Raw genomic sequence first — 16,347 nt, forward strand, 5'->3', positions numbered from 1 at the left:
TAATCAGGCCGCTTTACAGCATCTTTCAATACTCATTTTTTGGAGAAACAAACCCTTTGCAGTATAGGTTTTAGACTGATATACAATTATCAGCATTCATTGATATAGAATTTTTCATCAGCCATAATAGATGTAAGAAATATGCTATCTCATAAAAAGCAGAACAAGAAGCCTCATTCTGCTTTTAATCCCTTATTTTAAAATTTATTGTTTTATAATTTTCACAACCGCTTCGGAGTTGTTTATTCTTATGACATATACTCCTGCGCTTAAAGACGAAAGGTCTGTCTGATTGTTGATGAACTGTCCGGACCTTACAAGCTGACCCAGAACATTAAAAATCTGAAAATTATATTCTTTATTTTCCGTGGCTCTGATGTAAAGAATATTGGAAAAAGGACTCGGATAGAGAGATATCCTATTGTTGACCACCTTAGATTTCGCATTTTCTTTCATCGATGCAGGTCTATTAGATATAACCGAAAGTCCTGATGCGGGCCCTTCTTCATTACCATTCGCATCATACTTAATTTTTACACATCGGCATCCTGTTCCGAAGTACGGATCATTATTATCATGAAAGACCATTATTCTATTGGTTGTAGAGGCTACATCCAACAATACATTAATAGATCTTCCAATATAATTTGAATTTAAAGCAGCGGTCCATACTGCCGGATACTGAAAATTGAGCACATTAAATGTTCCCTGAGCAGTCTGATTGGTTGTTACACTTCTGAATCCTCTTGACCCGGAATCAGGATAATTTCCTACAAGGTATGCCGGATTATTAAAGACATACCCCACTGTAGCATTGACAGAGTTTCTCACCCTTGTTCCTGAATAATCTGTAGCAATACTATATGATGTTGCTATATTTTTATCTTTTTTATACCATGGCGTCTGTCCGAAATCCGCGCCTGAAACCAGCGCTACACTTGTCAGATCGGGAACTCTCCATCCTTCAGGACAAGGATCAAAAGGGGATTTCTTACCTCCTCTTCCCCATCTGTCAGAAGCCAAATTAGGTTCTTGCGCCAACCAATCTGTACCATTGGTATAATTAGGAGTTGTACTGTTGTAAGGAGCAAAAGTACTTGGAATCATATATACCAGAGGGTTCTTTATAGAATAGGATACTATTTTGGAGATTCTGTCTGCCGGTTTATCCGTTACCTGTACATTTGATTTTCCCGCATATGTGTCATAAGGTACAATATAGTTTCCTGTAAGATTATTATAATCCGACTGATTAAGTGTACTGTAAGTCACTGTTCCATTAGCAGCCACTGTTCCCAAAAACACATTATAAAAACTTCTGTTATCCGCATACTGGAATGGAGGAATAGGATCTTTCCTTCCCCATTGATAATGTAATCCTGTAGAAGCACGTATTTTCAACAGCTCATCAGTTGTAGGTGTCTGAGGATTGGCAACATTGGGAAAGGCATCTGTTGCTCCAAGATTACGATCCATGAAAGTGGTCTGCAATACGGCATCAGCTTTATTAACATAGTTCACGTAATTTGCAACAGCTACAGGAGTTTCTGTAGTATAAGTATAAGATCCTAATGGAGAATCCGTAACCCAGATATGCCAGCTCCAATATACCGGTGAAGATATACTCCCATTATGTAATGTTATAACAGCATTTCCGCTTTCATTGGGGCCAATTTCTACAGATATTTTAGAGTTACCAATATCCTGCAATGACGAAGGTGAAGGATTTACCATTGAAACTCTACTGATAAGAGCTGTATTGGTTACCCAGAGAACATTAGCTTTTAAATTATTAAAACTGGAAGGATTTAATATCTCAGCATTATCCAATAATTGACTTTGCACAGAGAATGCTTTACTGATTGGAATGTCAATGGTAGTAACCGTTGGGCTTTTAACAATCTGGTAAGTATTCGGATTATTGAAACCTTCTTTGTATTCTGTAGCTGCAGGCAGATATTCTGTTGGAAAATCATAATCATTAATTGTATATAATGGATCTTTTATACATCTGCAGCCATTGGCATCCGAAGTATACATTCCGGACATAGGAAAGTAGTAATAACGTCCTTTAATATTAGGGTAATTAGCATCCGGAATATCTGGCTGTCCTTTATCTGGAATCATGGAAAGCCCTCTTACAGTAACAGCAGGAGAAGCATCGAACAACCGGGTTAAAGTTGCTGTCCACAATGCAATGTGATGCTGATCACTATATTGTCCTAAATGAGCTCCTCTGATAAGCTGCCCGTTTCCAGGAAAAACTCCCATATTATACCCACCGATGGACGAAAGATCAAAGCCAAGATTAGGATAAATTCTAAATCCCGTCATGAAGGCAGGAACTCCTGCATCAGTAGGCTTTATAATATGATACTTATTGGTTTCAAAAACATTTTTTGCCATATTGGTTTTGACTCCAAAAGGCGAAAAATCTATTCTGATATCATCCACATAAGAGGGAGAAGCCAGATTTGCAACCAACATAGAAGGGATACGCCATCCATTGGGACAAGGATCATAAGGAGATTTATCTCTATAAGGTTTTGTCTTATCATCGGTATTGTAGACGGTTTCAATTTTCCCTTGTGCATTATCAGACCACAGATTGAGTTCTGAAAGCCTGTTATTGGGCAAGGTTGTGGACTTACCAAACCAATTGACGGGAAGATTGAGATTATTGTTGTAGTAAGCCTGACCTGAGTTATCATCTTTATTCACATAAATAAGACTCAAAGGATTTTTTACAGAAAGTCTTATATTATTGGTAACCTCTGCAGCGGAAAGCAAAACAAACTTTCTGAGGTCATCAATACTTACAGCATTGGTCATATTTTTTGCTCCTCTATGCCTCACTCTGCCTATGGATCCTGAAGCTTCATAGAAATCATTTCCTCTGGTTACTAAAGGTGGTATAGGATCTTTTCTTCCCCACTGATAAAGAAGCCCAATACTCTTATTCCAGTCTGATGCTGTGATAGAACTTGTGATGGCTCCAAGATTTCTATCCATCCATTTCCAATCAGAATCCGGGATAACTTCTGTTGTCCCATCCGACTTCATTCTTTTGACATTGTTGAAACTTTTATAGACAACTCCATTGGTAGGATCATCTGTTACCCAGATATGCCAGCTCCAATAAATCTCTCCGTTTACTTTGAGAGCTACCACAGCATTTCCTTTTTTTACCTTATTGACAGGGACTTTTATCTTAGCATCCTGACCGGTTCCTATTATTTCAAGAGTATAATTTACTCCGGATTTTATAAGTCCATGAACATCTTCCCACAAAACATCTGCAGTTACCGTTCCTGCCGGAATACCGCTTCCGTTAAGATATCCGCCTCCTTCCCACATCGCATAAGCTTTTTTTACAGGAACCAACAATCCTTCGCTATTCTGATTGGGATCGAAGATGTAACTGTTGGGTGCTTTTTTCCAGTCGGGAAGAAATAATGGGATCAATTCATTCAGTGGCCTTTTCAATGAGTCCTTACTCTCATTGAGCCATAGATTTCTGTTGATATTACCTTTGGAACTGACTCCAAATAATATCAGGCAGATGACTGCCGCTAATTTTCCAGCTAATCTTTTCATACCTTAGGTTTTAGTGTCATTAGCGGAATGCAATTTTTAAGCCTACTTCAATAAAATGTGATTTATTTTATAAATAACAAGATCATATTTGAATTACATTATTAATAATTCAACATAAAACCCAACAAACAAAACAAAATCTAATGAAATTTTCACACAAAAAAAGACAGCCTTAAGCTGTCTTTATATTTTAGCCATCATTATTCTATGGAAGAATATGATTTTGATAACGATCAATCGAGAATCGTCCGGCTTTGATATTATTAAACATAGAGAAAATAACAAAATTGAAGACTACAAGTGCAATGATAAAGGCGTAAATCATATTTTTAACCCTTCCGGAAACAACATACATCGCATTCGGAATAATGATATATGAGAACCCAATAAACGCTCCTGCAAGTCTGGATGAGAAGATTGGGTTATTTCTAAAAATAAAATAAAGACATATACCAACTACAGCATAGCTTCTATGGTATTCATAGTAGGGATAGAGTTCTTTCATCTTGTTATCAAAAACAAAAAGGAAAAAGGTAAGGATAGCCATCATGACCTCCGGAATCCCAATTCCCCCGTTAAGTCGCTGTACCGTTTCATCCATATACCCGTTAAAACCCTCTACAAGTGTACTGTTAGAGGCCATACCATCTAAGAAACCTCCAAAACTCCTATAGATTTCGAACGGAGATAAAAAGACAGAACCTACAATCATAATCAACATCACCGTTCTATTCAACGGAACGCGAGCCAGCCAATACATCGGCAGGAATAAATAACAAACACTGTGTATGCCCGATCCTATGAATATAAAAAACAGGTAATGCCAGAGTTTTCGTTCTTTAATATACCGTATTGCAAAATAAACGATAAAAGTTCCCAAGTTTTGTCTGATCTGTCCACTTTCCCCAATAAAGAAGTTGGGGATAAACATGAAAAGAGTAAAAGTAAAAGGATAAAAAGTATTATCTTCTGTATATTCTACTTTAAAGATCATTGCAAAAACAGCAATGACGAATGTTACCATATAAAAAGGTGCATCAAAAAAGTTGAGAAGAACTTTATTAATCAAAGTATACAGCCATTCCACATCCAGAGTTTCTGTTCCTTCCATATGGAGCATCTTCATAAAGATACTGTAATAGCTTTTGGTATCAGAGTAAATATAAATTCCTTTGTAACTTCCGTAATCCGGACCTACACTATCTCTAAAACCAACAATTATAATAAAATAAACAGCAAGGAACCAGAACCACTTTTTATCAACCTTCTTTCCATATACTTCCTGAACACTGAAGAACAGCATATAGACGATTGCAATTATATAATATGGATGTAGTAAACTCATGCTAGATCTCTGATGTTTTTTTAAACTGATGATATGACGTGATTATTCCAGTGAGAATTAAAGGCAGGAAAAGCCTTACTTCCCAGAAAAGCCCTACCAAAGTAATCATAAGAAGATAAGGAATGGAAAAGAAAAAATACTTTCCAAAAACACTTCTGTTTTCTTCTTCTGTACAAAGACCATATATAAAATAAATCACAATTAGTGCAAAGACCAATCCTGCAAGATTGAAAGGACTGGAAAAGTTCCTGTTAATATAAAACCCTTCCACAAAAGTAGTTTCATCCTGAACAAGCAGAGCCCTTAATCCCAGATAGGGAATCAGAAAAGCAATAACCAACGGCATAATTTTCCAGATTACCTGATAATTTCCTTTTTTCAATTCATCTATATTGAAAAATACTGCTGCAAAAAAAGCAATATTCAGGCAGGCTGTTTCTCTTACCAAAGTAGAGACTCCAATAAGACCAATGAGAATAAAAAAGAAAATATTTTTTTGGGTATCTAAATATTTCAGGGTCAAAAATACACCTGCCAAATAACAGAAGAGTGCAATGGTGTCACAATTTGTAGGTGCATACTGTGTGATCACAATAAAAAATACAGATAAGAGATGAATAATCCTCCTTGCCTTAAGATTCAGAAGAAGTCCTATTGATTTCATCCGGAAAATAGCATTCAAAATCAAAGAACACAAAACAAAGAACACACTGTTCATCAGGAAAAGCCCATGATAAAAAGGGGTTCCGTTTTTTGACAAAAAATCTTTGAAGAAAGAAAGAGGTCCGTTGATCAGAATATACATCAAATCTGTCATCTGTACACTCAGATAATTGGGAATCACTCTGTAAGCATATACCGAGGAAAATAAAAAATCAGGGGTTGTCTCTGATGTTTTCAGTCTTGTATACGAAGATTCAAATCCGTAATAAGACATGGCAAACAACAGAAGCGGAAGTACTATTACAAATAGAAATCCGTTTATTTTTTCATCATTTCTTTTCAACATATCTAAAACAGATTCTTATTTTTTTAATAATAATGGTGGTTTAAAATACATTTTTTCAAAAGGGAACTTTTGCAAAAGTAGAATATTTTTTCATTCTTCCTAGAATATTTTATTGATTTTCAATTAAAACTTATCACTAACTATTTTGAACTAATGCTTAAAAAATTAAATTTGCAGACTTGATTTAAATGCAATGCATCGCTTTTTTATATTTTTATATTATCTGATTTCCAAAAATAAAATCCTATCTGTGTTTACAGCTTTAGGAATTGCCGTCTTATGCATGTTCTTTGCATCAAAGATCAATTTTGAGGAAGATATTAACCAGATCATTCCTAAAAATGAAAAATCTGATCTTACCGCAAAGGTTCTTAAGCAGCTTAATTTTTCGGATAAGATCATTGTTATTATAGAAAATAAATCCAGAGAAGACAGCTTCCAGCTTTCGGAAACAGCAGATACTTTTCTGAAAAAAATTGAGCCTTTACAAAAATACATCGGCTCTGTTCAGGGCAAAGTGAATGATAATGAAATCTCCGAAACCTTTGATTTTGTCAATCAGAATTTACCTTTATTTCTTAATGAGAATGATTATAAGGAAATAGACCGGAAACTTCAGAAAGACAGCATTGCCAAGCAGGTAGAGGATAATTATATATCATTGGTTTCTCCCACAAGCCTTGTCACTAAAGAGTTTATAAAAAAAGATCCTCTGGGGCTTACTTTTTTAGGAATCAAGAAACTTAATGCTTTAAACATCAGTAAAGACTTTAAACTGGAAGACAGTTATATTGTCACCAAAGACGGTCAAAACCTCTTACTTTTCATTGATCCTAAAAACAAAAGTAATGACACGAAGGCTAATGAAGCTTTTGTAGATCAGCTTAATTCCATCAAAGACGGTATCAACAAACAGTTCAAAGGAAAAACAGAGATCAGCTATTTCGGTTCTCCGGTGATTGCTGTAGCCAATGCAAAGCAGATCAAAAAAGATATTCAGAACACAGTAGTCATTTCCATGGCGGTTCTTCTGGTTCTACTGATCTATTATTTCAGGAATGTCTTTACTCCCATCATTGTTTTTTTACCGACAGTATTTTCTGTACTGCTTGCTTTATTGGTTCTTTATTTTATTAAAGATAAGATTTCGGCAATTTCACTAAGTGTGGGAGCTATTCTGATTGGAATTACCATTGATTATGCCCTGCATATTCTTACCCATTATAAGCACAACAATAATATTGAAGAGCTTTACAAAGAAATTACGCAGCCTATTATATTGAGTAGTGCAACAACAGCTGTTTCATTCTTATGTCTGGTTTTTGTTCGTTCTGAAGCATTGAAGGATTTAGGACTTTTTGCAGCCATTACCGTGATTCTGTCTTCAATCACTGCATTGATTATTGTTCCTCAGCTTTACAAACCAAAAGAGAAGAGTGAACAGCCCAATACCAATTTTATTGACAAGATCGGATCTTATCCGTACGAGAAAAACAAACCTTTGATTATCGGATGTTCTATTATTATTCTTGCCTGTCTGTTTGGATTCAGGCATGTAGGCTTTAATGAAGACATCGGCGATCTGAATTATATTCCAAAAGAATTAAAAATCAGTGAAGCAAAACTTCAGAAACTTTCTGACATTACTTCAAAATCAATCTATACTATCTCTTATGGTGATTCTAAAGAACAGGCTTTAAGCAGAAATTCTGAACTGAGCAGCTTCCTTGAAAAAGAGAAAAAAGAAGGCAAAATTTTAAGCTATAACTCTATAGGAAGCGTTGTGCTTTCAGAAAAGGACCAACAGAAAAAAATTGAGGAATGGAATCGATTCTGGAATGACCAGAAGAAAATTCAGACTATTTCCGAACTGGTCAACAATGGGAATAAATTCGGTTTCAACCGTTCCGCTTTTGATGGCTTCAATGAAGTTTTGCATAAAAATTATTCCGCATTGAGTCTGAAAGATTATCAAAAAGTAAAAGCACTTCAGATATCAGAATTCATGAGCAACGAAAATGGCTTCTACACGGTTTCCAATGTGGTAAAAGTAGATGAAAAAAAACGGGATACTTTCATCAAGGATATTGAGAAGAAGCATGATGCCATTGCCATTGACCGCCAGCAGATGAACGAAAATTTTCTGGGCCTGCTGAAGAGAGATTTTAATACGCTCATCAATTATTCACTTTTAGCTATTGTCCTGACGATTATTGTATTCTTCAGAAATTTTGAATTAACAATTCTCACAATGTTTCCGATTGTTTTAACAGGAGTGGTGACAGCCGGAATTCTTTATTTCTTAGGATTGGAATTAAATATTTTCAGTACCGTAGTTTGTACGCTGGTATTTGGAGTAGGAGATGACTTCAGTATTTTCCTCACGCAGGCGATGCAAAAAGAACATACAACAGGTAAAAATGAATTACCAACGTATAGAACATCCATTATTCTTGCGGTTTTCACCACAATACTTTCCATTGGATCATTAATCTTCGCTAAGCATCCTGCATTACACTCCTTAGCGTTAGTTGCCCTGATCGGAATGTTCTCAGTCATTATTATCACTTCTACTCTATATCCTTTCTGGTTCAGATTATTTATTACCAACAGGGCAAAAAAAGGACTTTCTCCGATTACTTTCAGGTTATTTCTTCGGGCAGTATTCTCCTTTTTATATTATGGTTTAGGCGGATTGGTATTTTCTGCTGTCGGAAGCTTATTTATTAAAAACTCAAAGGGAAGGACATTAGATATTATCAAATTAATTCTTGCTAAGTTTTTAACATCTGTACTTTATATTACTCCTTTTGTAAAGAAAAGAGTGATTAAAAATCTGTCCGAAGATTTCAGAAAACCTGCTGTCATTATTGCCAACCATACATCTTTTCTGGATACACTGGCTATTGCAATGGCTACCCACAAAATTATTTATCTTGTGAATGACTGGGTATACGAGTCTCCTGTTTTTGGAAAACTGGTAAGAGCGTTAGGCTTTTATCCTGTTTCACAGGGAATCGAGAATGGAATGGACAAACTGAAAGAAAAAGTTGAACAAGGATATTCATTGGTTGTTTTCCCTGAAGCAGAGCGTTCTTACACCAATGATGTGAAAAGATTCCATAAAGGAGCATTTTATCTTGCCGAGCAGTTCGGTCTGGATATTCTTCCACTTTACATCCACGGAAACTCTGAAGTATTACCAAAAGGAGACTTCATTATCTATGACGGAAGCATTACGGTAAAAGTGGGCAACAGAATCAGCAAAGACGACATGAGTTTTGGTAAAAACTATTCTGAGAGAACAAAGAAGATCAACGTCTATTTCAGAGAAGAATTTGCCAAACTGCGTGAAGAGATTGAGGATGAGAATTATTTTAAAAAGAAATTATTCCTGAGCTATCTGTATAAAGACAGTGAAGTGGTAAAAGCAGTAAAAGAAGATTTTAATGCCAATAAATCAGTATATTTCGAACTGAACAAGCATATTTCAAATGTTGCCAATATTCTTCATTTAGCTGATGATTTTGGACAGAAGGATGTATTATTAACTTTATACCAGGCCAGCCGAAGAGTTTTTTCTCTAATTCAGAATGATGAAAAAAGAGCAACAGCAGCACACAGCTATCTGGTAAAAAGAAGAAAAATACAGTATATAAAAGACTTTTCTGAGGTAAACAAAAAGATTGATGTACTCCTGGTCTCCCATGATCGTTTTTCATGGAATGATATTCAGGAGCTGCCGGAAACGATCATTTTTGTAAATACAAAAAGTGATTCTTTTGAAAGTGATAATTATGCACTAAAATTTAGTTCTGAATCATTAAAAGTATTTAAAACCAAATAATAAATATGAAAAACATATTTTTGTAAACGCTAAAGAAAACTAATGAAGAAAAATATACTTGTCATATATTATTCACAAACCGGACAACTCGAAGATATCGTGAGAAATATAGCCCAACCTTTTGAAGCTAAAAAGGAGGCTTATGATGTTACGTATTACAACATTCAGCTAAAAGAAGATTTTCCTTTTCCCTGGCCAGGCGATGTCTTTTTCAACACTTTTCCTGAATCTTATCTGCAGATTCCAAAAGAAATTCTTCCTCCTTCAGAAGAAATTCTTAAAAAAAAGTACGACCTTATCCTATTCGGGTATCAGGTATGGTATCTCACACCATCCATTCCTATTATTTCTTTCTTAAAGAGTGATTATGCAAAACAAATCCTTAAAGATACTCCTGTGGTTACGATCTCAGGAACCAGAAATATGTGGATGCTTTCCCAGGAAAAATTAAAAGTATACTTAAGAGATTTACAGGCTAAGCTTGTAGGGAATATTGCACTGGTAGACAGGCACGACAATTACACCAGCGTATTGACAATTCTTCGATGGCTCACCACAGGTCAGAAAGAAAAATCAGGAATGCTTCCTGCTGCAGGAGTTTCCGATGAAGAAATCACAGGTTCTGTAAAGTATGGCGAGATTATTGAAAGACATTTTAATAATAATGACCTTAGCAGTTTACAACCAGATCTTGTGAAAAACGGAGCGATTGAAATCCGTGCGTTTTTAGTGCGCGTAGAAAAGGTAGGAAACAAAATTTTTACAGTATGGTCTAACCTGATTATCAAGAAAAAAGAGAAACGTCCATTGCTGATAAAATTCTTTAAGGTATATTTGATGGCAGCGATATGGATTATCTCACCTGTCGTTTTGGTTTTACACCTGCTTACAACCCCTATATTTTGGTTTAAAAGACAAAAACAAAAAAGATATTTACAAGGAATTAATTTAAAATAGAATGTACGACGTATTTATAACAAAAGCATCAAAATACTTACCCAATGAGCCGGTAGCGAATGATGAAATGGAGACTTATCTTGGGCTTATCAATGATGCGCCATCTAAAGCAAAATCACTTATCCTAAGAAATAATAAAATCACGACAAGATACTACGCCTTAGACAAAGAAGGAAACCCTACACACTCTAATGCGCAGCTTACTGCCAAAGCAATTGAAGGACTTTTTGACGAAAATTTCAAAAAGGAAGATATGAAATTACTATCTGTAGGAACTACTTCACCGGATCAGATCCAGCCTTCTCACGCTTCTATGGTACATGGTGAACTGAACATCGGAAAATCTATTGAAATTAATACTTCAACAGGGCTTTGCAACTCAGGAATGAATGCGCTCAACTATGGATTTCTTTCTGTAAAAGCCGGTGTACAGGACAACGCAGTATGTGCAGGTTCTGAAAGAATGTCTGCATGGATGACTGCAGATAAATTCAACCACGAAGCTGAAAATTTAAAATTACTGGAAGAAAGACCTATCATTGCTTTCAAAAGAGAATTCCTGAGATGGATGCTTTCTGATGGAGCCGGAGCTTTCCTTTTGGAAAATAAACCGAGAGAAAACAGTACTTCCTTAAAAGTAGAATTCATTGATTTCTATTCTTATGCCCACGAAATTGAGGCATGTATGTATGCAGGATGTGACAAGCTGGAAGACGGAACCCTGAAATCATGGGCAGACTATCCTTCTGACGAATGGTTGAAGCAATCTATTTTTGCCATCAAACAGGATACTAAAATCCTTGATAAATACATCCTTGTTAAAGGAGCTGAAAGTCTAAGATCATCTTTTGACAAACATAATCTGGATCCGGAAAAAATTGACCACGTATTGGCTCATATCTCTTCAGGATACTTTAAAGATGGGCTGAAAGAAGAATTTGCTAAAAAAGGAATGGACTTCCCTGCAGAAAAATGGTTCTACAACCTTTCTGAAGTTGGAAACATCGGTGCAGGATCTATATTTATCGCCCTTGAAGAGCTGATGAACTCCGGAACATTGAAAAAAGGAGAAAAAGTACTTCTTTGCGTTCCTGAAAGTGGAAGATTCGCTTACTCATGTGCTCTATTAACCGTTTGCTAATGGAACACAGACTGCCAACATCCGATAAAGATTTTGTAGAAAATCTTATCCCGCAAAGGTTTCCTTTTGTGATGGTGCATGAATTGTCAGAATATTCTGAGAATCATCTTCTGTCTGGCTTTGAAATAAAAGAAGATAACCTTTTCATCCAGGACGGATTATTTCAGGCTTCCGGTTTGATTGAGCACCAGGCACAAAGCGTTGCTCTGCATACAGGATACAAATATTATCTGCTGGGGAAAGATGCACCTACAGGATATATTGGAGCTATCAAGTCTTTTGAAGCCGAAATACTACCTAAAGTAGGAGATCAGCTGAAATCTGAGGTAACCATTCTGAATGAAGTAATGGGAGTAACCCTCGTGGATATCGTTACCAAACTGAACGGTGAAGTGATTGCAAAATCTCAAATGAAAACCGCTGTAAAATAAACTGGAAATGGAAATAAAGGAAGAGAATATCATCAATATACACAACTTTTTACCGCATCGTGAACCGATGTTGATGGCAGACTACATTCTGGAGCTGACCAAAGAAAAAGTAGTAACTTCCTTTGAAATCAAAGAAGATAATATATTCGTTCACAACAATGAATTCGCAGAGGCCGGTTTAATCGAAAATCTGGCTCAAACCTGTTCATCTATTCTGGGGCAAAGCTTCTTTGAAAATCCTGAAGCCGATACTAAAGTGATCGGGTTCATTACCAATATCAAGAAGATTGAGATTTTTGCTCTTCCAAAAGTGAATGACAAAATTATTTCCAAAGCTTCACTTATTTCACAGTTTGAGAATATCTGCCACATTTTCTGTGAAACATTTAATAATGATGAATTATTGATCAGAGCGGAGATCAACCTGTTTATTCAGGAAGTAAAGTCGTAAAGATCAATTCAACATAGAATATAAAAAGCTGTGCATTTTGTACAGCTTTTTTCATTCTAAAGAGTAACCTTAAATGGATTTGTGAATATTTGTGAAATTCATTTGTGATCTTTGTGTTTAAAATAAAAAGTTTTGGCTAAAGCCATTTGAGATCCTCCGTGAACTGACGTTCGTAACCTTTCAGGTTATGCTCAGAATCATAACCCACTCCTATTGAACTAATTATAAAAACCTTACATAAAAACGTCCGTTTTTTGTTTATTTAGATATTCATCACAAACTTCCAAAACAACTGATAAACAACATATTACAGACTTAAAAACCTCATCAGTAGATGAATTATTTCACGTGAAACATTTTATAAATCCGTGAAACTCTGATGGTCAGGAAGAAAGAGTTTTAAACAACAAAAAAAGCAGAACATTTCTGTCCTGCTTTTATCATTATTTTAAACAAAAGGATTAGTATCCGAAGATCTCTTCCAGAGATACTTCCTGGAATTCTCCCATTTTGTTGATAGATTCCATATTCAGGTTTTCTTTCTTACCAATGATGGCTGTATTGTATTTTACAGGTTTTACTTCAGTGTTGTAGAATCCTGTAAGCTGTGGTAATGTCAGCCCTTGAATCTCAGCGTAAATATCTTTTCTGATATCATAGTCAACCCCTAATTTTTTCAATGCTAACTGATTGAAGAAAATATTTGTTCTGTTGATTCTGTTAGAAGCAATCTGTTTTAAGGCAGAACCTCTTGCATTCTCGAACTGGGCAGGGATTTGTGGTAAAGATACCATTAATTCATTCATTGCATTTACAGCTAAAGGAAGCTTGTTGGACTGTGTTCCGATGTAGTTCGTCACATAGTTTGCTTTCCCCTTTTCTGAAGCATTTCCATAAGAAACATAGGCTGTGTAAGCCAATGACTTACTTTCTCTGATCTCCTGGAAAACGATAGAAGACAATCCTCTTCCGAAGTATTCATTGAAAACATTTGCTTTCCCGAAGTTACCAAGGTTTACGGTGCTGGCTTTTGCTACTTTTGACATTTCCATCTGTACCATGTCATAATTTGTGAAGTATACCTTTCCTTCAGTAGCCGGTTCAGCATACTCTTTTGCCTGTGCTGGCTGAAGGCTTGTATTGATGATAAATGGCTTCACCGCTTTTTCCAAACCTGCCTGATCCTGTCCGTAAAGAAGCACCTGATAAGGATACTGGTTCAGCGTTTTCACTTTCTTCATTAGTTCTACGGCATCAATGCTCTCAAGACGTTCTTTCGAAACGACGTCTGTCATTCTTGAGTTTTTACCATATTTAGCATAGTTTGAAAGTGCTGCCATAATTCTCACTTTGTCTTTCTTGGCTGTAGCTCTTGATTCCAAGATTGTTTTTACCGTTTGAGCATAAACCGCTTTATCAGCTTTTACATTCGTCATCCAGTGGTTCATCAGCTCTGCAGCTTTCTTCATATTACTTTCAAGACCACTCAGTGTAATGATCATTTGATCGTTGGAAGTTCTCAGGCTATAGCTTACTCCCAGTTTAAAAAATTCTTCTTTCAGCTGCTCCGGAGTATACTTATCCGTTCCAAGATATTCAAAAAGAGTTCCTGCAACAGCGAGTTCCTTGTCATTATCTGTTCCGAAAGGGAAAACATAACTGATCTGAGCCACCTCATTATATTTGTTCTTCACAAAGCTTACCGTCTTATCTTTGATCTTTGAAGTCTGAATTGCTGTTTTAAAATCAATAAATTCAGGCTTACTTTCCGGCACTTTTGTATTCAGAATATCTTTAAGGAAAGGAGACTGGGCTTCTCTGTTCAGTTTAATCGGGGTAATTCCAGGGTTCTGTACACGTACTAGCTTATCATTCACTCCTTTTTCTTTATAAATAACAACATAATTATCTTTAAAGAAATCGTTGGCAAACTTCACTACGTCAGCTTTTGTGATCTTATCATACTGATTGATCTCATCAAGCTCCTGTTCCCATGTTCTTACATTGATATAAGAATCATACAACTCAGTAGCTAATCCGTCAGCTGTTTCCCAGCTCTTCATACGCTGAACTTTTTTATCATTTACGATAGCTTTCAGTATCCAGTCCGGGAACTGTCCTTTTTTCACAAGATCCAGCTGATCCATCAGCAGTTTTTTAGCTTCATCAAAGCTTTGTCCTTCTTTAGGAGTTACTACCAGTCCGAAGGTTCCGTACATTTTGTAAGGTGATTCATACGCTCCTGCTCCAAGCGTTTTTTGCTTCTGGTTGATATTAAGGTCAATTAATCCGGCATCTCCTCTGTTGCTTAAGATTTCAGATACTACGTCTGCAAGTCTTGCTTCCTGAGTTCCATAAGAATCTGTTCTCCATGCAATGGTCATTCTTGGCGTTGTAGGACTTTTTACGGTTCTGGTAACAATGCTGGTCATTGGTTCTTCCGTAACCATCTTTTTCATCGGAAGCTCTTTGTATTTGAACGCTCCGAAATACTGGTCAACTAATTTTATAGTTTTGTCATAATCCAGATCTCCAACCAATACTACGGCCATGTTATTAGGCACATAATAGGTGTCAAAATACTTGTGGATCGCTTCCATAGAAGGGCTCTTCAAATGTTCTGAAGTTCCGATTGTTGTCTGCTGCCCGTTCGGGTGTTTTGGGAAAAGAGCCTGCATCAATGAATAGAATACAAGACGGCTGTCATTATCCTGTGCTCTGTTATACTCCTCATATACCGCTTCAAGCTCAGTGTGAAAAAGACGTAGCACCAGTTCTGAAAAACGTTCTTTCTCTACTCTTAGCCATTTTTCCAATTCGTTGGAAGGAATATTGTTTTTATAAACCGTTTCATCCAGGGATGTATGAGCATTCGTTCCTGTAGCTCCTAATGAAGAAATTGCTTTATCATATTCGTTAGCGATAGCATATTTGGAGGCTTCCTGAGAAACTTCGTCAATCTTTTTATAAAGTTCTTTCTTTTTTTCAGGATCTTTTTCTGCTTTATGCTGCTCATAAAGATCAGAGATCTGCTGTAGCAAAACTTTTTCTTTTGCCCAGTCCTGAGTTCCCAGATGCGAAGTTCCTTTGAAAACCATATGTTCCAGGTAGTGAGCTAATCCGGTGTTATCACTCGGGTCATTATTTGATCCTGTTCTTACCGGAATGTAAGTCTGGATTCTCGGAGCATCATCATTTTTTGCCAGATAAACCTTCAAACCGTTTTTCAGTGTATAGACACGCACTCCGGCCTGGTCATTCTTTACCGTTTCATAAGAATACCCTTGAGCATCAGTCTGCTTTTGAGTCTCAAATTTTTGTGCCATTGCGCTGATCATACAGAAAAGCGAAACCGAAATAAAAATCTTTTTCATAGTAGTTATTTAATATTATTTTTCAATCCAAATTTCCACCCATTAGTCTTATTTATATAAACACTTGTTACAAAAGAACTGTTACAAGCAGAAACAATAAGCTTAAAGGATTCTTTTAAGATTCTTTTATAGAAGATTAGTTAAAAGGAACCTTCCCAACAGGGAAAAATAAAAAATGGTTTATATTACAATTTT

9 protein-coding genes are annotated in these 16,347 nt (G+C 36.1%); 5 read left to right on the plus strand and 4 right to left on the minus strand.

Annotated features, from left to right (window positions below; genetic code table 11):
- Positions 1-204: 204 nt before the first annotated feature.
- From REB14_RS12440 to REB14_RS12450, 3 genes are all read right to left on the minus strand, one after another.
- A complete protein-coding gene (locus REB14_RS12440) occupies positions 205-3,597 on the minus strand; it encodes a T9SS type A sorting domain-containing protein (protein WP_309522333.1) in 3,393 nt (1,130 codons plus the stop codon).
- 205 nt (positions 3,598-3,802) lie between these two features.
- Complete coding sequence (locus tag REB14_RS12445) at positions 3,803-4,942, minus strand: EpsG family protein (RefSeq protein ID WP_238594306.1); 1,140 nt, start codon at positions 4,940-4,942, stop codon at positions 3,803-3,805.
- Position 4,943: 1 nt separating this feature from the next.
- The gene (locus REB14_RS12450) at positions 4,944-5,951 is read right to left on the minus strand and encodes a hypothetical protein (RefSeq protein WP_079243420.1); all 1,008 of its coding nucleotides are present in this window, start codon (positions 5,949-5,951) and stop codon (positions 4,944-4,946) included.
- A 250-nt stretch (positions 5,952-6,201) separates the two neighbouring features.
- On the opposite strand from REB14_RS12450, the gene REB14_RS12455 reads away from it, so the two are divergent.
- From REB14_RS12455 to REB14_RS12475, 5 genes are read left to right on the plus strand one after another with little or no spacing between them, the layout of a single operon-like run.
- Positions 6,202-9,798: an MMPL family transporter gene (locus REB14_RS12455; RefSeq protein ID WP_309522334.1), complete on the plus strand. Its 3,597-nt coding sequence runs from the start codon at positions 6,202-6,204 to the stop codon at positions 9,796-9,798.
- 42 nt (positions 9,799-9,840) lie between these two features.
- Positions 9,841-10,755: a hypothetical protein gene (locus tag REB14_RS12460; protein WP_079243422.1), complete on the plus strand. Its 915-nt coding sequence runs from the start codon at positions 9,841-9,843 to the stop codon at positions 10,753-10,755.
- Between the two features lies 1 nt (position 10,756).
- Positions 10,757-11,896 carry a dialkylresorcinol biosynthesis protein DarB gene (gene darB, locus REB14_RS12465; RefSeq protein WP_079243423.1) on the plus strand — a complete coding sequence of 380 codons (1,140 nt, stop codon included), beginning with the start codon at positions 10,757-10,759 and terminating at the stop codon, positions 11,894-11,896.
- A complete protein-coding gene (locus REB14_RS12470) occupies positions 11,896-12,327 on the plus strand; it encodes a hotdog family protein (RefSeq protein ID WP_079243424.1) in 432 nt (143 codons plus the stop codon). Before darB ends, REB14_RS12470 begins: the two co-directional genes overlap by 1 nt.
- Before the next feature lie 7 nt (positions 12,328-12,334).
- A complete protein-coding gene (locus tag REB14_RS12475) occupies positions 12,335-12,778 on the plus strand; it encodes a hotdog family protein (RefSeq protein ID WP_079243425.1) in 444 nt (147 codons plus the stop codon).
- A 461-nt stretch (positions 12,779-13,239) separates the two neighbouring features.
- On the opposite strand, the gene REB14_RS12480 is transcribed toward REB14_RS12475, so the two are convergent.
- Positions 13,240-16,152, minus strand: a complete 2,913-nt coding sequence (locus tag REB14_RS12480) for a M16 family metallopeptidase (protein WP_309522335.1) — start codon at positions 16,150-16,152, stop codon at positions 13,240-13,242.
- Between the last annotated feature and the right edge of the window lie 195 nt (positions 16,153-16,347).

The sequence above is a fragment of the Chryseobacterium metallicongregator genome (genome assembly GCF_031324065.1).
GTDB lineage: Bacteria > Bacteroidota > Bacteroidia > Flavobacteriales > Weeksellaceae > Chryseobacterium > Chryseobacterium metallicongregator.